This is a genomic window from Pedobacter heparinus, assembly GCF_032678725.1.
In the GTDB taxonomy this organism is placed as follows: Bacteria; Bacteroidota; Bacteroidia; order Sphingobacteriales; family Sphingobacteriaceae; genus Pedobacter; species Pedobacter heparinus_A.
Genome location: NZ_JAVTSC010000001.1, coordinates 258,129 through 277,369 on the forward strand (window position 1 = coordinate 258,129; position 19,241 = coordinate 277,369).

Sequence of the window (19,241 nt, forward strand, 5' to 3'; positions counted from 1 at the left end):
GTGTATTTCGCTAAAATTATCTGCCACCACCTCTTGATGGTCTGCCACCGCCGCCTGCTCCACCGGAACCGCCAGATGAACCACCACCATAACTTCCACCGGAAGAGCTGCCTTCACTGCCTCTTGACGGAGGAGTGTAGGAAGGTGCAGGTCTTGAACTTTCTGTTCTTGTTGGCCTTGAAGTTTCCGTCCTGGTTGGTCTAGCACTTTCAGTTGTAGTTGGACGCTGCGTAGTACCACTGCTGCCCCTTGAAGGTCGTCCGGTACTTACGTTACCTGTATTGTTTTGTCCTCTTGCACTGGATCTCGGAGAAAGGTAATCCGTATTTCCTCTCGTTCCATTGTAGCCATTGCTGCTTCCCCTGGCAGGTCTTGCCCTGTAGTCGGGTACGTTAGTGGTTCTGCCGGTGTAATAACCGCCACCCCAGTAGCCACCGCCCCAATAGCCGCCACCTATATAATTGTTATAGCCCCAGTTGTTATAGCCATAGAAAGGAGAATAGTAATTTCCCCAGCCATAATATGGAGAACTCCACATCGAGCCCCAGAACGGACTTAAGCCGAAGCCCAGGCCCAATGACATGCCGTAATTACCATACCAGCCGCCATCGAAATAAGGATCGTAATAGCCCCTCCAGGAAGGATTGGCATAAGAAAACCTATTGATACGTGAAGAGTAATCCATGTCATAATAAGGATCACTGGTTCCGTAATAATCATCCTGAGCATTGTACTCCGATTCTTTTACCGGTACCTGCTGTCTATATTCCTTAGCCTGCGCCACTGAGTTATAAACATCATCATTCGAGTTTTGCTGCGCTAACCTGGGCGCAGAGCATGACGCCACAACTACCGTTGTCAGTGCGAGCACGCTGGTGAATAAATTAATTGCTTTCATAACTATATCCCTTGTTTGTGTGTTTGCGTTTTTTTGTAGGTATAAATTTATAAATTTGTAGCCTACTATACAAGGCATTTAACACAAAAAACGTTCCAAACAGCTATGAGCAAAGGTATTACTAGTAAAAACGAAGATTATTCCCAGTGGTATAACGACATTGTTATAAAAGCCGATCTGGCAGAGCATTCATCTGTTAAAGGATGTATGGTGATAAAACCCTATGGTTATTCCATTTGGGAGAAGATGCAGGCGGTTTTAGACCAAAAATTTAAAGATACAGGCCATAGTAATGCGTACTTTCCCTTATTCATCCCTAAGTCATTTTTTTCCAAGGAAGCGTCGCATGTTGAAGGTTTTGCCACCGAGTGTGCCGTTGTGACACACTATCGTCTGAAAAATGATGGAAATGGAAACATCATTGTGGATGAGACAGCTAAACTGGAAGAAGAGTTAATTGTAAGGCCTACTTCTGAAACGATCATCTGGAACACTTATAAAGGCTGGATCCAATCTTACCGGGACCTGCCTATTCTGGTAAACCAATGGGCCAACGTGGTCCGCTGGGAAATGCGGACCCGTTTGTTTTTACGTACTACTGAGTTTTTATGGCAGGAAGGACATACTGCACATGCGACAGCAGATGAAGCTATAGCGGAAACCAAACAAATGCTGGAGGTATATGCGGATTTCGCAGAAAGCTGGATGGCCTTACCAGTAGTAAAGGGCGTGAAAACGCCTAATGAACGTTTTGCCGGTGCGTTGGATACGTATTGTATCGAGGCTTTGATGCAGGATGGAAAGGCATTGCAGGCAGGAACTTCCCATTTTCTTGGCCAGAATTTCGCTAAAGCATTTGATGTGAAATTTACCAGTAAAGAAGGTAAAATTGAGCATGTATGGGCAAGTTCGTGGGGGGTGTCCACACGTTTGATTGGCGCACTGATTATGGCACACAGCGATGATGCAGGCTTGGTGCTGCCCCCAAAATTGGCACCTATACAAGTCGTTATCGTACCAATTTATAAGCATGATGAAGAATTGCAAAAGATTACCTCTTTTGTTGACGAGTTAAGTGCTAAACTGAAACGTATGGGCATCTCTGTGAAATATGACAACCGAGATTCGCAGCGCCCTGGCTTTAAATTTGCAGAGTATGAATTGAAAGGTGTTCCGGTACGTCTGGCGATCGGTGGCCGTGATATGGAAAATGGAACTGTTGAGCTTGCCCGAAGGGATACAAGGGAAAAGCAGACAGTTGCACAGGATGGACTGGAAATCTATATTGCACAGTTACTGGAAGAAATTCAGGAGAACATTTATAACAAAGCCTTAAATTTCAGGGAGGAGCACATTACAGACGCCAATTCTTATGAAGAACTGAAAACATTGCTGGATACCAAAGCTGGTTTTATTTCCGCACATTGGGATGGTACACCTGAAACGGAACAAAAGATCAAAGAAGAGACTAAAGCGACCATCAGGTGTGTGCCATTAAACAACAAGCTGGAAGATGGTGTTTGCATTTATTCAGGAAAACCATCTAAGCAACGTGTATTGTTTGCAAGGGCGTACTAATTTTTGATTATGGGGACAGAAAACTATCAGCAGATACTAACGGAATTTGAAAATAAGGCTTCCTTAAAACAGGCCATTTACAGAAGTACGGCTGAGGTATTTGCTTTGTTAAAAAAGCAGCTTGCAGCAATAGCCGTCAAATTGCAGCAGGATTATACCGCTAAAGATCCTTCAGTGGAAGTTCATTTCAATGAAAGCAATAAGTTTGAAGGGCAGCTTAAGTTTTCAGGCGATATGCTCATGGTATCCATGCATACTAATATCTTTACTTTTGATCCGTCGCATTCTATATATCAAACCAAATACATTAAAGATGATGATTCTTTGAGTTATTGTGGCATCATTTATATCCATAATTTTCTTGCGGATTCTATCAAATACAACCGCCTGGCAGATGAAGGTTCCCTCATTGCAAGGATCCTGATCAATAAAGAAAAGCATTTTATGGTAGAAGGTGAGGGGGCGCTGGATTTTCTATACCAGGATTTTGCCAATAATACGGTAACAGAAGAAAAGCTGACGGATATCATCGAAAGGTCGATTCTGTTCTGCCTGGATTCTGACCTGATCATTCCTCCGTTTGCACAGGTAAAAGACGTAACTTTAAATCAAAAACAATCTATGCTGGTGGCCAGCGGTTACCCCACAGGTAAACACCTTGGTTATCAGTTTAAGGCAGAAACAGAGCAAAATAACAACTTATGAAGTTCGCAACAAAAGCTATCCACGCGGGTCAGGAGCCTGATCCAACAACAGGGGCAGTGATGACCCCGATATATCAAACTTCTACCTACTGGCAGAAATCGCCGGGCGATCATAAAGGTTTTGAATATTCAAGAGGTACCAACCCAACGCGTAAAGCTTTGGAAGCCTGCCTGGCTGCATTGGAAAATGCAAAACACGGCCTGGCTTTTTCAAGTGGCATGGGTGCAACAGATGCAGTAATGAAATTGTTGCAGCCTGGTGATGAAGTGATTACCGGGAATGACCTTTATGGTGGTTCTTACCGCATGTTCACTAAAATCTATGCTAAATATGGCATTAAATTCCATTTTCTGGACCTCTCCAGACCGGAAAACATTTTGCCTTATGTAAACGATAAAACCAAGCTGGTCTGGATAGAAACGCCGACCAATCCAACCATGCAGATTGTGGATATTGCCGGCATTGCAAAACTGACCAAAACACACCAGCTGCTGCTCACGGTAGACAATACTTTCGCTTCACCCTACCTGCAAAACCCGATAGATCTGGGTGCAGATATCGTGATGCATTCTGTAACCAAATACATTGGTGGCCACTCGGATGTGGTGATGGGGGCTTTGCTGGTTAATGACGATCAGTTGTACAAAGACCTTTGGTTCATTTACAATGCCTGTGGGGCTACACCTGGTCCTCAGGATGCTTTTCTGGTGTTAAGGGGCATTAAAACCCTGCACCTGCGCATGAAAGCGCATTGTGAAAACGGGGCAAAAGTGGCACATTTCTTAAAAAAACATCCTAAAATAGACAAGATCTACTGGCCTGGTTTTGAAGACCACCCTAACCACGATATTGCCAAGCAGCAAATGCGTGATTTTGGAGGCATGGTATCTTTTACTTTGAAAGATGCTGATCTGCAGGAAACTTTCCGCATTGCGGGTTCATTCAAGGTATTTGCCTTGGCCGAATCTTTAGGTGGGGTAGAGTCGCTGATCAATCATCCGGTGTCTATGACGCATGGTTCCATTCCAAAGGAAGAGCGTGAAAAGGTGGGTGTTACAGATAATTTGCTGCGTTTAAGCGTTGGTGTTGAGGATATTGATGACCTGATCGCTGACCTGGAACAAGCACTTAAATAAGCAGGGATTGGAGTTTTTAGCACTTAAAGATTTCCTGGACATCAAAGTGGCGCAGTACAACCGGCCAGACTTTATCCAAAATGATCCGATCTGCATTCCGCACCAGTTCAGCAAAAAACAGGATATAGAAATTGCCGCATTTTTTGCGGCAATTTTAGCTTGGGGACAGCGCAAAACGATTATCAATAAATGCAATGAATTGTTTGCCAGGATGGATCATGCGCCTTACAATTTTATGCTGCACCATCAGGACGGGGATTTGAAAGGGCTTCTGGGCTTTAAACACAGGACCTTTAACGATACAGACCTGTTGTATTTTGTAGCTTTCTTTAACCAGCATTACCAGCAATCGGATAGCCTGGAAACAGCTTTTTTAGCACCTGCTGATGAATTTAGAAAGGAGTATATCGCTGATGTTACTGGCGGGTCCTTTTTGGAAAGTGCCTCTGCTGTTTGTCTGTTGCCGGAGTTAAATGCCGGAGTACCCAGAATAGAAAAAACACTCAATTATTTCCGGTCGTATTTTTTCTCTTTGCCTGATTACCCGAGAAGAACGATTAAGCATGTGTCTTCTCCTTTGCAGAAATCTACCTGCAAGCGCTTGAATATGTTTTTGAGGTGGATGGTTCGGCAAGACAATCAAGGGGTGGATTTTGGGATATGGAAGCGGTTGAAGCCTGCGGACTTAATTTGCCCTTGTGATGTGCATGTGGATAGGGTGGCGAGGAGGTTAGGGCTCATTGAACGCAGGCAAACGGACTGGCGGACTGCTGTGGAATTGACGGGGCGCTTGCTGGAACTGGATCCTATGGATCCTGTGAAATATGATTTCGCGTTGTTTGGGTTGGGTGTAGAGGAGAAATTTTAGCTCATAAAATCAGTTAGGGTTATTTTATGAGCTGTTTTTAAAAAGGCTTGTGCTGTTCGAACTGGAATATTTGTCCTGAAGAAGGACAAAAACTCCTAGGTTCTCACTTTCACAAGCCTTTTTTCGGATGCTTACCTTTCTATCGCATATATTTTGGGTGCAGACTATTCTTTTCTCTGCAGGTTTTTTTGTGCAGATTGTTCTGTTGCATGTTTTTTTTATACTACTGTTCTGATGCATACCGGGTTGGGGTCTTAAAAAGGGAAGTTTGGAAAAATTCCTATTAACGGTTGCAGAAATTTCCTAATTTTAGGGCGGTATGATCATTTTCAAAGCAGAAATAGAACGTTTTAATGAAATGGGGGAGAAATCCGGCTGGACCTATGTATTTATTCCGCAGGCCATTGCCAACCAGATCAAGCCAGATTGCAGAAAGAGTTTCAGGGTAAAAGGCAAACTGGACCATGTGGAAATTGAAGGCGTGTCTTTTGTTCCGATGGGCGAGGGTAACTTTATTATTGCTTTAAATGGCGCATTGCGTAAAAAGCTGAGAAAAGAGAAAGGAGCCGTAATTGAATTGAGCCTGGAGGAAGATAAAACTTTCAAGATCGGGATGCCGGAAGATCTGGAACTTTGCCTGGCTGATGAGCCGCATTTATTAAAGAACTTTTTAAAACAGCCCAAGTCGCATCAAAACTGGTATATCAACTGGCTGAATACGGCAAAAACAGAAGCTACACGTACCAAGCGGATTGTAAAGATCGTTTCTGCGATGGATAAGGACTGGGATTTCGGAACCATGATGCGCGATGGTAAGCCACGTGAAGAAAAATAGACTTATCGGTCGTATTTCCTGAACCAGCTCCAGACCTTCATCTGGATCACGCCTAAAAATGCTTCCCTGAATATCTTTGTACTCATCTTTGAGCTGCCCTCTGTACGATCGGTAAAAATGATGGGTACTTCAATTACTTTAAAGCCATATTTTAAGGCCGTAAATTTCATTTCTATCTGGAAGGCATACCCCACAAACTTAATTTTATCCATAGGTATGGTGGCGAGAACCTTAGACCGGTAGCATTTGAAGCCGGCAGTGGCATCCTGTATATTGATGCCAGTGATGATCCTTACGTACATCGATGCAAAATAGGACATCAACACCCGGCTCATGGGCCAGTTTACTACGTTAACTCCATTCACATACCTGGAACCGATGGACACATCTGCACCATTGGTGCAGGCTGTTCTTAAACGGATGAGGTCTTCGGGATTATGCGAAAAATCTGCATCCATTTCAAAGATATATTGATACTGTGGCCTTGCCAGGGCCCATTTAAACCCATGGATATAGGCTGTGCCCAGCCCCAGTTTTCCTATCCGTTGTTCGAGGTGAAGCGCGGGGTATTCCTGCTGCAGTTTTTTAACAATATCAGCCGTGCCATCCGGAGAACCATCGTCGATAATCAAGAGCTCAAAAAAGTAGTTCAATGAAAAAACCTTTCTGATGATCTTTTCAATGTTCTCTTTCTCGTTGTAAGTAGGAATAATAACCAGGCTGTCTGACACGTAAAATAAATTATAAAGCGAAATTATGGATTCTTTTTAGTTTAACTAACGCCCTGCATCAATTTTTTAATTAAAGGCGAAAACACAATTAAAAATACACCGGCTACTGCAGCATAAATGGCCAGCTGGTAATATCCAGCCGTGTATGATTGCAACTTGGTTACCAAAGAAGCATGTTCATCACTAACCGACATGTCGGCCCCCAGCTTACCAGCAGCAAACTGTCCGAATGCACTTGCCAGAAACCACATGCCCATCATCATTCCTGTTAAACGTTTTGGAGAAAGCTGGGTAACCAGCGACATACCAATCGGGCCCAGACACAGCTCACCCAGTGTGGTTACCAGGTAGCCAAAAGTAAAGAGGTTTAAGGAAGTGATGCCATTTATATCGGCAAAGAAGCGGGTGTAAAAGAAAACATAGAATGATGCGCCCAGGAAAAGAAAACCAATGCCGAATTTAATGATGGAATTGGGCTCTATTTTCTTTTTGGCCAGCCATAACCACAGCAGGCCGATCAATGGGCTGAACAGGATCACAAAAAATGAATTGGAACTGTTGTTTACTACATTTGGGTCGATGTTAAAGAACAACAGGGTGTGGTTTAAATTTTCAGCTGCAAAAAGAGATAGGGAGCCGCCGCTCTGCTCAAAAATGGCATTGAACAAAAAGTAAAAGAAGATAAATATAAAAGCAGCAAACAGCTTTAACCTGAACTTATGCTCTTTAACGGTATAGGTTTCGTATAAAAAGTATAAGATAGCCAGTGGTGCTATGCTGTACATAAAATAGTCGGTGTACTTTGTATTCTGTACCATGATCAGGATCAATGGGATAGAGATTAACGAAAGCAGGTAAACCCCGATTTCCCGCATTCTTTTTTTACGGACTGGCATGTGCTTTAGCGGAGAATCACCAATAGGACCTAAGGTTTTCTGGGTAAATATAAAAGTGACCAGGCCTAATGCCATTACAATGGCTGCGGCCAGGAAAGCATAGTTCCAGGATACGTACTTCCCCAGGTAAACGCAAAGGGCACCACCCAACAGGCCACCGATGTTAATGCCTGCATAGAACATCCCATAGCCGGCATCCCTGCGGCCATCACCTTCCTTATACAAATCGCCAACCATAGAGGAAACATTCGGTTTAAAAAAGCCTGTTCCAATAATAGAAAGGGTTATACCGATATAGAAGAAATCTTTTGGGGAGGCTGCAATGATCAGGTTTCCGAGTACCATAACCATTCCGCCAAAAAAAAGCGACTTTCTAAAGCCCAAAACCTTATCGGCAAAAATACCGCCCAAAAAGGTAAAGGTATACACAAAGGCTTGTATGGCTGCGTATTGCAGGTTCGCGCTCTTGTCGCTAAGGGCAAGGCCAAGCACTTTATCGATCATAAATATGACCAGCATTCCCCGCATTCCATAAAAGCAGAAACGTTCCCACATCTCTACCAGAAATAATGCCCAGAGCTGTTTAGGGTATTTACCCTTAAAATTCTGGATATCTTCCAATGACAATTGTTCGGCCATATTCGTTTGATTATCTGACACCGTGCATTAGTTTTTTAAGGAGTGGGTGCAGCAGCATTACCAGTATGCCCAGTCCAAGCGGTACCAGGGTGAAAATCAGGAAAAAAGTAGAGAGCGAATATTTATGGGTGATCTCATTGATCATACCACCCATCGCACCGGCCGTCTTATTACCAATAGCAATAGCCAGGTACCAGATGCCGAACATCACACCAATCATTCTCGCAGGCACCAGCTTACTTACATAAGATAAACCAACAGGCGATAAGCACAATTCACCGAGTGTATGGAACAGGTAGGCAAAGATCAGCCAGATCATGCTTACCTTGATTGAAGCATCAGGACCACTGATGGCCGATGCTCCATAGGCCAGGGAAGCAAAGCCGAGACCAAGCAGGGTCATCCCTAAACCGTATTTAAATGCTGCAGGTGGATTATATTTGCTTTCCCAGATCTTTGAAACCAGGGGTGCAAATGAGATGATAAAGAAGGAGTTTAAAATGCCAAACCAGGAAGCTGCAACGGTAGTGGTTTCTTTTTGAAATTCATTGTTCAGCATCCAGATCACCACACCCCAGATCACCACGAAACTGGTTCCCAGAATGAAATTTCCAACAGCAAACTTTTTAAAGGTCTGTGTAAACAATTTCCACAGTACAAAAGTGATGATACCAAGCGGTACCACAGTAAGGAGGGTATTGATAATTTTAAAAGTTGCAGCAGCACTGCCCGAGAAATCGCGTTGGGTATACTTGTCAGCAAAGATGGTCATAGAGCCACCGGCCTGTTCAAAAGAAGCCCAGAAAAATACGGTAAAGAAAGCAAATATGGTTACTGCAATTAAACGGTCTCTTGTTACTTTGGCATATCGCAGGATCCTGCCCACCAGTAAGATTAAAAATATGATCACCCCGGTAACTATGGTAAAACTTGGTCCGGACAGACCCAGGGCAGTAAAATCTAATAAATTATGGCCGCTGATTTTAGAATAAGGATCGTTTAATATCCATATCAATCCTAATAATAAGGAAATTACAATTAAAGTAAGGTCAAAACTAGTGAAAGGTACCCTTTTGTCACCATCATCATTGCTGGCTTTCTTAAGGTTATCTGCTGCTGTAGGTTTTTTACCCACATCGCCAAATATGCCCTGGGTAAAGTAGAACTGCAGCATACCAAAAAACATAAAAATACCTGCAAGGCCGAATCCCCAGCTCCAGCTTACGGTTTCGCCAATATAACCACAAAGCATAATGCCTAAAAATGCACCTGCATTTACGCCCATATAAAAAATGGTATAAGCACCATCTTTCTTTTCAGGATGATCTTTGTAAATGTGCGACACGATTGAAGTCATATTTGGTTTAAAAAATCCATTGCCAAAAATCAGGAAACCAATACCCAGGTACAGAAAAGTAGGGGTTTCTACAGCCATACTGGCGTGTCCCATGGTCATCAAACAGGCCCCGATCACAACAGCCCAACGGTAACCAAGGTATCTGTCTGCCAGATAGCCGCCCATAATGGTCGTCAAATAAACCAATGAGGTATAGGTCCCGTATAGGGCCAGTGCATTTTCTTCCGGCCAGTTCCATCCACCTTTATCCAGACTGGAAATTAAAAATAACACCAGCAATGCCCGCATCCCATAGTAAGAAAATCTTTCCCACATCTCGGTAAAGAATAGAACAAACAATCCTGCCGGATGCCCGAGTACCTTATTCTCGAAAAAGTTATTTGGTGTGTCCAAACTTTGTGTATTCATGTCAGTTTTTTATATAATAAGTTTAGTTAGTTATGCTATGAATATTTGTTTTTTTAATCGCGCAAGATACTTACATGTGGTCATACTCACAAATTTTTAACATGGATCGGGCTTGCATGATGCGCTTGTTTAAAGTTTTTTCGGGGCTTTGTTGTTTTTATCCTTTGGGTCCGCATAGAAATCATCCATCGCATTTGGTTCATTCTTCAGCTCTACATTTTCTACCAGTTTTAACCTGCCCCCTGCAATTCTATACGCATCAAAGCTTAAGTCGGATGCGTAGAATTCAAAATTTCCTTCCAGATCGGGTGTAAAAGGGGCAAGGTGATCAAATACGATCATATTTACAGACTTGTCCATGGTGAGGGTCATGGAATTTAACTTGTTGTATTCAAACACCACCCTGTTTTTAGGATTGCTGCCTTTTAAACCGTCAAACACCCCTTTGCCAAATACAGGCTGGCCCGTCCTATCGAATGAAAGGATCTCGATCACTTTTTTCGAAGTTTTAGCATTATGTCCTTTCCAGCCCATTAAAACATAGTAGGGCTGTTGTCCAAACTTTACTGGTATGATCTGGTAATAACGTGCACCATACCAATTCTTGTTGTCGGTAACCCCGTTTACATCCTGAATTTTATCAGTGCCATCAATTAAAGGGAACATGGATAGTTTTCCGTCTTTGGTGGCCATCTGTATGGTCCCAAAAAAGCGGTAACTACCTTCGTCTGTGGGTACATACCAGGAAATAAGTCTTAAAGCGTTATCAGGGGATTTTAAAACGGTTACTTTTTTTAAAGAATCGAAGGGGAAATTGAAAGAGGCATTGGTTTTTAATGCAGCCACCATGGTTTTGATGAATTGTGCATTTGCCGCAAACCGATCCTGATCATTTGTGGCATTATACATGGAATCAGTAATGGAGACCAGTGAATCCTGGTAGTTTTTTAATGCCGGAACATTTGTAAGGTCAAAGCTATGCTGCGCCCAAACCAGATTTGCAGCACAGCATAATGTAAAGAATACTATTAAAGCTTTTGAGGCCCTGATCATCTAGCTCATGTTTTCGATTACTAATGCACTGGCGCCACCGCCACCGTTACAAATACCGGCGACACCTATTTTACCAGCTTTCTGCTTCAATACAGCAAGCAGGGTAACTACAATCCTGGCACCCGAAGCACCAAGGGGATGCCCTAATGAAACAGCACCACCATTTACGTTCACTTTTTCTGCGTTTAAACCCATTTCTTTGTTGTTGGCTAACGAAACTACAGAAAAAGCTTCATTGATTTCAAAATAATCTACCTGGCTAATGCTTTTTCCTGCGCTTTTAAGAGCCAATGGGATGGCTTTTGCCGGTGCAGTGGTAAACCATTCCGGTGCCTGCTGGGCATCAGCGTAAGCCAGAATCCTGGCCATAGGCTTTAAGCCCAGTTCTTTTGCTTTATCGGCACTCATTAACACAAGAGCTGCGGCACCATCATTTAAGGTTGATGCATTTGCGGCAGTTACTGTACCATCTTTTTTAAATACAGGTTTAAGCCCTGGTATTTTATCAAATTTTACTGCAAAAGGCTCTTCATCTTTGTCAATTAAGGTAATGTCGCCTTTGCGGTCCTTTAGTTCCACAGCAATAATTTCATTGTCAAATCTGCCTTCAATTTGTGCAGCCTGAGCTCTTTTATAGGAGCTAATCGCAAAAGCATCCTGCTCTTCACGGGTAAAACCACATTCTGCAGCACACAATTCAGCTGCCGAACCCATGTGGTAATCGTTATACACATCCCAAAGACCATCTTTTACCAGCCCATCTGTGAGCTGACCATGACCCAGACGGTAGCCATTTCTTGCTTTTTCCAGGTAATAAGGTACGTTGCTCATGCTTTCCATGCCACCTGCAACAACGATATCTTGCTGGCCCAGGGCAATGCTTTGCGCAGCCAGCATAATGGCTTTTGTTCCCGATGCACAAACTTTATTAATTGTTGTAGCAGGAACATCCGGTAAACCTGCAAATTTAGCAGCCTGGGTGGCAGGTGCCTGGCCTAAATTGGCGGATAAGACATTGCCCATATAAACTTCCTGGATATCACCGGGCTTAATCCCGGCCCTTTCAACAGCTGCTTTAATTGCAAAACCACCCAGCTGACTGGCTGAAAAACCTGATAACGAACCCCCAAAACTTCCGATTGGGGTCCTTACAGCAGATACAATGACTACTTCTTTCATTAGTATTATAAAGTTAGTTGGCAGCAAAGTTATATTATTACAATCATTCAGTGGTTATAACTCCGCATTTTTAACATTATTGGTCTGTATCATTTTTGTTTAACCGCTTTCTCTTTTTAGCCTTTACCGCCTCATTTAGCAAAAACTCAATCTGCCCATTGGTACTCCTGAACTCATCACCAGCCCATTTTTCTACTTCCTTAAGCAATTCAGGATTTATTCTAAGAACAAAAGCTTTTTTATCTTTTTCAGACATATCTGATTATTGATCTGTTAATTATATAGTGTTCCCGTATTTACAACAGGTTGAACATTGCGATCCCCGCAGAGTACTACCAGCAGATTGCTGACCATTGCTGCTTTACGTTCTTCATCCAATTCTACTATATTTTTTTCAGAAAGTCTGTCCAGAGCCATCTCCACCATTCCAACAGCACCTTCAACAATGAGCTTACGGGCAGCTATTACTGCAGTAGCCTGCTGGCGCTGCAACATGGCACTTGCAATTTCCTGTGCATAGGCAAGGTGAGAAATTCTGGCTTCAACAACTTCTATTCCGGCGCGGGACAATCTTTCACTTAATTCAGACTCCAGCAGTGAACTGACTTTTTCTGCACCGTCTTTTAAGGTAATTGTTGCTTCTTCATCCTCAAAATTGTCGTAAGGAAAAATATTGGCCAAATGACGTACTGCTGCTTCACTCTGGATGGCTACATATTGCAGGTAATCCTCAACTGCAAAGGTTGCTTTCGCAGTTTCTTTGATCTGCCAGACTACAACGGCTGCAATTTCAATTGGATTTCCAAGCTTGTCGTTTACTTTAATCTGGTGTCCGTTCAGGTTTCTTGCTTTTAATGATACCTTCTTTTTAACGGTTAAAGGGTTGACCCAAAAAAAGCCATCGGTTTTAACCGTGCCCACATATTCACCAAATAAGGTAAGCACCTTAGATTCGTTAGGGTTGTTAATGATGAAACCGGGTAAAATTAAGAAACCGCTTACAAATAAAATAACTTCTATAATTACAAAATTTTGAACTGCTATTGCCAGTATTCCGCATAGTACAAGCGTAACAAACAGGGCAAGAATTCGATAGCCGGATGGCGGGGTAATGATTTTTTCCTGATACATAATGATATTAATTTGATATCATAAATTACGCCATAAATTTTTGTAAAAACAAATTATAAAAAGGATCATATGCTTCATTGCCTGTGAAAATATATAAACTGATGAAATCATCATGAGCAAACGTTCACAATTAGCAATGGATATGCTTATGATAGAAAATTAATGTTATTTTTGAATAATAATCAATTGATATCGCTTTGGCTAAAATCAGAAAGAATTCCCATAAAGTACTGTACAGAAAGTACTCATCCAACATCAAATACATCATGATGGTGCTTTCGGTAATCATTATAACCGTATTTTTGCCCAAGCAGCCACGTTTCAGGTATGAATTTGAAAAGGGGACAATCTGGAAAAACAAAGACCTGGTGTCGCCTTTTAGTTTTGCCATTTTAAAGACAAGCCCCCAGGTTATCATTGATAAGCAGGATGCTTTGGATAATGTTTTGCCTATTTATAAGTTAAATAAAGATTTGTTTAATGCTGTTGAAGAGGCTTATCTGAACGAGTTTGATGTAAAATGGCGAACAAATGCCTTTCCCGAAAATGAAAAACAAGGTTACCGGCAAGCCTCTTTTAAACAATTGCAGGATATTTACAGTAAAGGTATCATTGCTATTAATGTAAAACACCAAAAGGGAAACAATCCCAATTATGATTTCTCTTTGCTGAGCAATAACATCAGTAAAACAGTGAGTACACAGGATGTTTTTACGGTACAAACCGCATTGGCCTACTTTAAAAATAATTTTAAATCAGTAAACCTGAAAATCAAGGAAGTAATTGAAAACCTGGTAGAAGATCATTTACAGCCGAATATTGTTTTTGATGAAAAGCTCACTGCTGTGGTACAGAACAACACCGTCAGCAGCTTGTCTACTACACGAGGCATGGTGCAGAAAGGGGAACTGATCATTGCCAAGGACAATGTGGTTGACGATGAGGTGTACCAGAAATTGCTTTCTTTTAAGGAGGCTTACGAAGCGCAGACCAAGACCATAGGCGACAGTAAACTGGTTTATCTGGGGCAAATATTACTGGTTGGTTTTATTGTGAGCCTGCTGATGGTATTTCTTAAATTGTTCAGGAAAGATATTTTTGCCGATAACCGGCAACTGTCGCTGATTCTGCTGGTGATTACCACGATGCTGCTTGCATTAACCTGGGCGATTAAGCTCAACCTGCCCAGTATCTATTATATTCCATTCTGTATTGTCCCCATTATTATCCGCATTTTATTTGACACCCGGCTTGCGCTTTACCTGCATTTGCTGGTGGTGCTCATTTCAGGTTTTTTTGTGGCCAACAGTTTTGAATTTGTATTTTACCAGGTTACATCGGGCATGGTAGCGATTTACAGCATCAGGAACCTGATTAAACGGGAGCAATTGCTTCTGTCAGCTTTGTTTATTCTTTCTGCTTATTTTGTTTCTTTCTTAGGGATAGCCTTGCTGCGCGAGGGATCTTTTAGTCAGATTGAATGGATCAATTTTGTGCCCTTCATTGTCAGTGTATTGCTTTCACTGCTGGCATATCCATTGATCTATGCCTTTGAAAAGATGTTTGGCATTACCTCTGATGTGGCGCTGATTGAACTGACCAATACCAATAACAAGTTGCTGCGGGAACTGGCCTTTAAAGCCCCGGGTACTTTTCAGCATTCGCTGCAGGTAGCCAACCTGGCTGAAGCGGCTATATTTAAAATAGGCGGTAATTCTTTACTCGTTAGGGCAGGGGCCTTGTACCACGATATTGGTAAAATTGAGAACCCGCAATATTTTATTGAGAACCAGAATACAGCCCTCAGCCCGCACGACAAGCTTCCTTATGAGCAAAGTGCCCAGATCATCATTAAACATGTGCATAAAGGCATAGAAATAACCCGTAGGCATCAGCTGCCGGAAAGTGTAATCGATTTTATCAGGACACATCATGGCAATACCAGGGTGGATTATTTTTACCAGTCATTTTTAAAGAATTCGCCCGAGAAATTTGTGGATGAAAATATTTTCCGTTATCCGGGGCCTATACCTTTTTCTAAAGAAACAGGGGTACTGATGCTGGCCGATTCGGTGGAAGCGGCCTCAAGAAGTCTGAAAAATCCGGATGCACAGAGCATAAATGACCTCGTTGAAAGGATCATTGATTATAAACTGGAGCAAAAGCAGCTGGATAATTGCGATATTACATTAAAAGATCTCGAAACTATAAAGCTGATTTTCAAGACAATGCTTATGAGTATTTATCATGTGCGCATAGATTATCTGCAAACTCTGTAATTTTTTTTTGCAAACATCAATGAATTGCTATATTTGCACTCCCTCAACAAGGATTTGATGAGGGAATTCGGAGGGATGCCTGAGTGGCCGAAAGGAACAGTTTGCTAAACTGTCGTACTGGCAACGGTACCGAGGGTTCGAATCCCTCTTCCTCCGCTGAAATTGATTTCAAATCAACAAAAAAGCCTGCAAATCAAAAGATTTCAGGCTTTTTTGTTGGCTGGAAGTGGATGAATTACAAGTTAATCTACCAGCGCACCGCAAGACAAATTTACAATCGCCCCGGTCATTGCGCCGGCTCCTTCAGAGGCTACGAATGCGGCGGTTTCAGCCACTTCGGATAGCGTAGGGAGACGTTTGAGCAGCGTACTTTGCGCCATCGGGGAGTTTGGGAGCCACTCGCTTATCGGCTGTCCAGCTGCGTTTTGCTTATATTCTGCATGGGTCTTGAACAGATCTTTTGTATAAGAGCCTGCCGCCGGGGCGTCTGAGATGGCATGAGGACGGAGACAGACCACCCGAACATTTTTGGAGGCCATTTCGGCGGCCAGCACGCGCGAAAACGCCTCTGTGCCCGCAGATACGACACAATGACCAAGTACGCCCGGTGCTGGTTCTTTGGAACCTGGAGTAGTCAGGGTGAGGATAACCCCCGGACGTTTACCCCCCATATATGGGGCAACAGCTTTGCTGGTGATGAACAGGGGTTTAAGAAAGCCATTAACCGGCCGCATGAATTCTTCCATGCTGAGGTTTTCCAGATAGGTTCCCTGGTCGTGCTGGACGCTGACGGCGTTTAAAAGTATGTCAATACTGCCTTCTTTTTGTGCGATAGCTTGAGCATGGCGGTCAACGGCTTGCTGATCAAAGGCATCAACAAGTGCCGTTTCTACCTGTCCGCCAATGCCGGTTATGTCTTTGGCCACGACATCAAGCCCTTCTTGTGAGCGGGCAGCGATATAAACTTTAGCGCCTTCTCTTGCAAACACGCGTGCGACGGCACCGCCAATTGCGCCGCTCCCTCCGTAGATTACAGCAATTTTGTTTTTAAGTATCATAGGTTTATTGTTTAAGTTTGATTTATAACCTAAATTTCGTCATAAATTGGATAGCAAATGGGAGGCAAATTGGACAAATGCAAGGGGCGATATGGACTTGATTAGTTAGCTTAAGACTTTTTTGATTGTCCCTGGATATTTTTCAGCAGTTCATACAAATCAGAGACCACCCAGCGTTCCATCAATTTGTTGTTTTCTACACGGTATATCGCTACTCCTTTAAGGGTCACAGCTTGTCCGGCAGCAGGAATATCAATTCCGGGGAAAGCTCTCTGGTAGGTTCCGTGCATTTCCCAACGAACGGCTACCCGGTCTCCGTCGGCAAGAATATCTTGAACCTCATATTTCGCATCCGGCACAGCTTTGTTAAATACTGAATAATAATTCCGGAACGCTTTCGGCCCTTTTCCCAAACTCTGGCGCCAATCATGCGAGACAAAGTTGGGAGACAACATTTCATCCGCCATTTTCATGTTCCACTCCACATACACTTGTTTATAAAAGCGTTTTAAAAGTTCTTTGTTTTTAACAGGTGATGGAGTAGGGAAAGCGAATAATGGGAATAACGCGGTTAGCATAAATAGTTTCATGATAATTTCCTTTCTTCTTTAAATACGTTTTATAGCAAAGTTCTCTAAAAGAAGAAATAAAAACTTGTATAAAACTGCTAACTTTTCAGTGTATGGAATGGACTGCTGCCAAACATATCAGAGAATGCCCTGCAGAAATGAGATGAATCGGAGAAGCCTGCGTAAAGTGCCGCTGTGGTTAGGGAATGGCCATCGTTAGATTTTGAAACTGCCAGGCCTATTCTGTTCCACAATATGAACTGTCTGATTGAAACACCTAGTTGTTGTTTAAAAAGATGGGATAGACGGCTCTCAGAAAGAAAAGAAACTTCGGTCAGTTGTCTGACGGATAATTTGGCACAATCTGGGTTGGCGCGGATTTGCTGAAGGCAGTTTTGAATCCTGAAATCTATTTTTCTGAGCCCGTTCATATCCGCCGCTGAGCTCAACGAATTCAGCGACTGGAAATCACTAAACAGGTTTTCTATATCCGGAGGATTTGCCACGATGTCTTGCCTCAGGTATAGTTGATAACGATTAAAGACATATTGGCCCAGCGGAGACAGCGGGTCTAAAAATAAAAGCTGACAGGTAGCATCCCCGCATTGAAACCGGTGTGGCAAGTTGGATGGTATGATGGCGGCGTTCAAACGCAAATAACTCCCATTTTCGGTAAAGAGGTCAAAACCGGCTTGCTCACAAAGGATCAATTCAATTCCGTAATGCCGGTGTGTCCCAGTTTGGTGTGATTTTTTAGCCAGTAACGCATAGCCCTGCTGTAGGTTAAGCTGCTTTATAGACGTCATTTTTAAAATGATTTTTGCTAATGAGCTCTTAATAAATATTAAACGCTCATGGTAATAACGAAATAGGTGTGAATGTATTGTAAAAAAAGATACCCGTTAATCAATTTAAAGAATGTTCCTTATTGTATTTGCCTTTATATTCCAGTGGTGATATCCCGGTAATTTTTTTAAATACCTCGCGAAAGGCCTTTACATCCGAATAGCCAACTTCATACATTACTTCATTGATGGTTTTGCGCGTGGTTTCCAGTGCTTTTTTTGCCGATTCAATTTTTACCCGCTGTGTATATTCAATGGGCGTATTGCCTGTGGCTTTGATAAATCTCCGGTCAAAATTTCGTCTTCCGACGGCAAACATGGAAGATAAATCTTCAATAGATATTTTTTCATCCAGTTTAAGCTCGATATAAGCTTGAGCTTCTTTTACCATTTCATCCCCATGTAGTTTCTGGCCTGTAAATATGGTAAATGCCGATTGGCTTTGCCTGTCGATTTCAATCTGAAAAACCTTTGCGCAAAAGATGGCAGTTTGCCGGTCGTAATATTTCTCTACCAGATAAATGAGCAGGTTTAAAAAAGAATAACCACCACCATTTGTATAAATTCCATGTCCGTCTGTAATCAATTTATCAGCTTGTAAATTAACTTTTGGGAATGAGCTCCTGAAGACATCTGCAACACGCCAATGCGTGGAACAGCTTTTCCCATCCAGCAAACCTGACGAGGCAAGTATAAAGGCCCCAGTACAAATGCTGGCTACTTCCGCACCATTTTTATACTGATTCCCAATCCAGTCAATCATTAACCGGTTGCTATTCATCGCATCTTCATAAGTACGGATCGATGTAGCCGGTATAATGATGAGATCAGTTTTGCTGATCACGGAAATATTGGTCTGCGGCTTAATGTTGATCAAGCCGTTATAATAGTCTGTTTTTTTTGAGCTGCCTGCGAGTTCAATTTTAAACAGCTCTTCATTACCGGCATCTTTCCAAAAGGAATTTGCTCTTGTAAATACGTCGCAGGCGCCCACTATACTGGCTATTGTACTTAAGTTGCTTTGTCCGTTAGGAACGATTATAGTAAGGTGTTTCATTTTGACTCCTCCTTTTATT

18 protein-coding genes and 1 tRNA gene are annotated in these 19,241 nt (G+C 42.5%); 7 read left to right on the top strand and 12 right to left on the bottom strand.

Translation table 11 applies throughout. The features are described from left to right. Nucleotides 1-16 precede the first annotated feature (16 nt). Nucleotides 17-898, bottom strand: a complete 882-nt coding sequence (locus R2Q85_RS01125; RefSeq protein ID WP_316809894.1) for a hypothetical protein — start codon at nucleotides 896-898, stop codon at nucleotides 17-19. 105 nt (nucleotides 899-1,003) lie between these two features. On the opposite strand from R2Q85_RS01125, the gene proS reads away from it, so the two are divergent. The 5 genes from proS to R2Q85_RS01150 all read left to right on the top strand — a co-directional run bounded on the left by proS (nucleotide 1,004) and on the right by R2Q85_RS01150 (nucleotide 6,020). Next, nucleotides 1,004-2,476, top strand: a complete 1,473-nt coding sequence (proS, locus tag R2Q85_RS01130; RefSeq protein WP_316809895.1) for a proline--tRNA ligase — start codon at nucleotides 1,004-1,006, stop codon at nucleotides 2,474-2,476. A 9-nt stretch (nucleotides 2,477-2,485) separates the two neighbouring features. Then, nucleotides 2,486-3,181 (top strand): hypothetical protein, encoded by a 696-nt coding sequence (locus tag R2Q85_RS01135; protein WP_316809896.1) that lies wholly within the window; start codon nucleotides 2,486-2,488, stop codon nucleotides 3,179-3,181. Beyond that, nucleotides 3,178-4,317, top strand: coding sequence for a cystathionine gamma-synthase (locus R2Q85_RS01140; protein WP_316809897.1), 1,140 nt, complete (start codon nucleotides 3,178-3,180; stop codon nucleotides 4,315-4,317). The genes R2Q85_RS01135 and R2Q85_RS01140 overlap by 4 nt, the downstream gene beginning before the upstream one ends. Before the next feature lie 7 nt (nucleotides 4,318-4,324). Then, nucleotides 4,325-5,185 carry a TIGR02757 family protein gene (locus tag R2Q85_RS01145; protein ID WP_316809898.1) on the top strand — a complete coding sequence of 287 codons (861 nt, stop codon included), beginning with the start codon at nucleotides 4,325-4,327 and terminating at the stop codon, nucleotides 5,183-5,185. 319 nt (nucleotides 5,186-5,504) lie between these two features. Next, a complete protein-coding gene (locus R2Q85_RS01150) occupies nucleotides 5,505-6,020 on the top strand; it encodes a YdeI/OmpD-associated family protein (protein ID WP_316809899.1) in 516 nt (171 codons plus the stop codon). A 2-nt stretch (nucleotides 6,021-6,022) separates the two neighbouring features. Here R2Q85_RS01150 and R2Q85_RS01155 read toward each other — a convergent pair whose 3' ends face one another. The 7 genes from R2Q85_RS01155 to R2Q85_RS01185 all read right to left on the bottom strand — a co-directional run bounded on the left by R2Q85_RS01155 (nucleotide 6,023) and on the right by R2Q85_RS01185 (nucleotide 13,414). After that, complete coding sequence (locus tag R2Q85_RS01155; RefSeq protein WP_316809900.1) at nucleotides 6,023-6,751, bottom strand: polyprenol monophosphomannose synthase; 729 nt, start codon at nucleotides 6,749-6,751, stop codon at nucleotides 6,023-6,025. A gap of 41 nt (nucleotides 6,752-6,792) precedes the next feature. After that, nucleotides 6,793-8,286, bottom strand: a complete 1,494-nt coding sequence (locus tag R2Q85_RS01160) for a peptide MFS transporter (protein WP_316810292.1) — start codon at nucleotides 8,284-8,286, stop codon at nucleotides 6,793-6,795. A 10-nt stretch (nucleotides 8,287-8,296) separates the two neighbouring features. After that, nucleotides 8,297-10,051: a peptide MFS transporter gene (locus R2Q85_RS01165; protein ID WP_316809901.1), complete on the bottom strand. Its 1,755-nt coding sequence runs from the start codon at nucleotides 10,049-10,051 to the stop codon at nucleotides 8,297-8,299. 129 nt (nucleotides 10,052-10,180) lie between these two features. Then, nucleotides 10,181-11,104, bottom strand: a complete 924-nt coding sequence (locus R2Q85_RS01170; RefSeq protein WP_316809902.1) for a hypothetical protein — start codon at nucleotides 11,102-11,104, stop codon at nucleotides 10,181-10,183. Continuing rightward, a complete protein-coding gene (locus R2Q85_RS01175; RefSeq protein WP_316809903.1) occupies nucleotides 11,105-12,283 on the bottom strand; it encodes an acetyl-CoA C-acyltransferase in 1,179 nt (392 codons plus the stop codon). It lies immediately after the preceding gene. A 76-nt stretch (nucleotides 12,284-12,359) separates the two neighbouring features. Continuing rightward, on the bottom strand, nucleotides 12,360-12,539 hold the full coding sequence (locus tag R2Q85_RS01180) for an Arc family DNA binding domain-containing protein (RefSeq protein ID WP_316809904.1): 180 nt from the start codon (nucleotides 12,537-12,539) through the stop codon (nucleotides 12,360-12,362). A 17-nt stretch (nucleotides 12,540-12,556) separates the two neighbouring features. Next, the gene (locus R2Q85_RS01185; protein WP_316809905.1) at nucleotides 12,557-13,414 is read right to left on the bottom strand and encodes an SPFH domain-containing protein; all 858 of its coding nucleotides are present in this window, start codon (nucleotides 13,412-13,414) and stop codon (nucleotides 12,557-12,559) included. A gap of 197 nt (nucleotides 13,415-13,611) precedes the next feature. Between R2Q85_RS01185 and R2Q85_RS01190 the strand changes: the two genes are divergently transcribed. Together R2Q85_RS01190 and R2Q85_RS01195 are read left to right on the top strand one after the other, a co-directional pair. Beyond that, on the top strand, nucleotides 13,612-15,693 hold the full coding sequence (locus tag R2Q85_RS01190; RefSeq protein ID WP_410478822.1) for an HD family phosphohydrolase: 2,082 nt from the start codon (nucleotides 13,612-13,614) through the stop codon (nucleotides 15,691-15,693). 69 nt (nucleotides 15,694-15,762) lie between these two features. Continuing rightward, nucleotides 15,763-15,849 (top strand) — tRNA-Ser (locus R2Q85_RS01195). A gap of 86 nt (nucleotides 15,850-15,935) precedes the next feature. On the opposite strand, the gene R2Q85_RS01200 is transcribed toward R2Q85_RS01195, so the two are convergent. The 4 genes from R2Q85_RS01200 to R2Q85_RS01215 form a co-directional block, all read right to left on the bottom strand. After that, nucleotides 15,936-16,751: an SDR family oxidoreductase gene (locus R2Q85_RS01200; RefSeq protein ID WP_316809906.1), complete on the bottom strand. Its 816-nt coding sequence runs from the start codon at nucleotides 16,749-16,751 to the stop codon at nucleotides 15,936-15,938. 110 nt (nucleotides 16,752-16,861) lie between these two features. Next, nucleotides 16,862-17,341 carry an ester cyclase gene (locus R2Q85_RS01205; RefSeq protein WP_316809907.1) on the bottom strand — a complete coding sequence of 160 codons (480 nt, stop codon included), beginning with the start codon at nucleotides 17,339-17,341 and terminating at the stop codon, nucleotides 16,862-16,864. A 77-nt stretch (nucleotides 17,342-17,418) separates the two neighbouring features. After that, entirely contained in the window at nucleotides 17,419-18,126 is a 708-nt protein-coding gene (locus tag R2Q85_RS01210) for an AraC family transcriptional regulator (RefSeq protein WP_316809908.1), read from the bottom strand. Between the two features lie 100 nt (nucleotides 18,127-18,226). Then, nucleotides 18,227-19,222: a GlxA family transcriptional regulator gene (locus R2Q85_RS01215; RefSeq protein WP_316809909.1), complete on the bottom strand. Its 996-nt coding sequence runs from the start codon at nucleotides 19,220-19,222 to the stop codon at nucleotides 18,227-18,229. Between the last annotated feature and the right edge of the window lie 19 nt (nucleotides 19,223-19,241).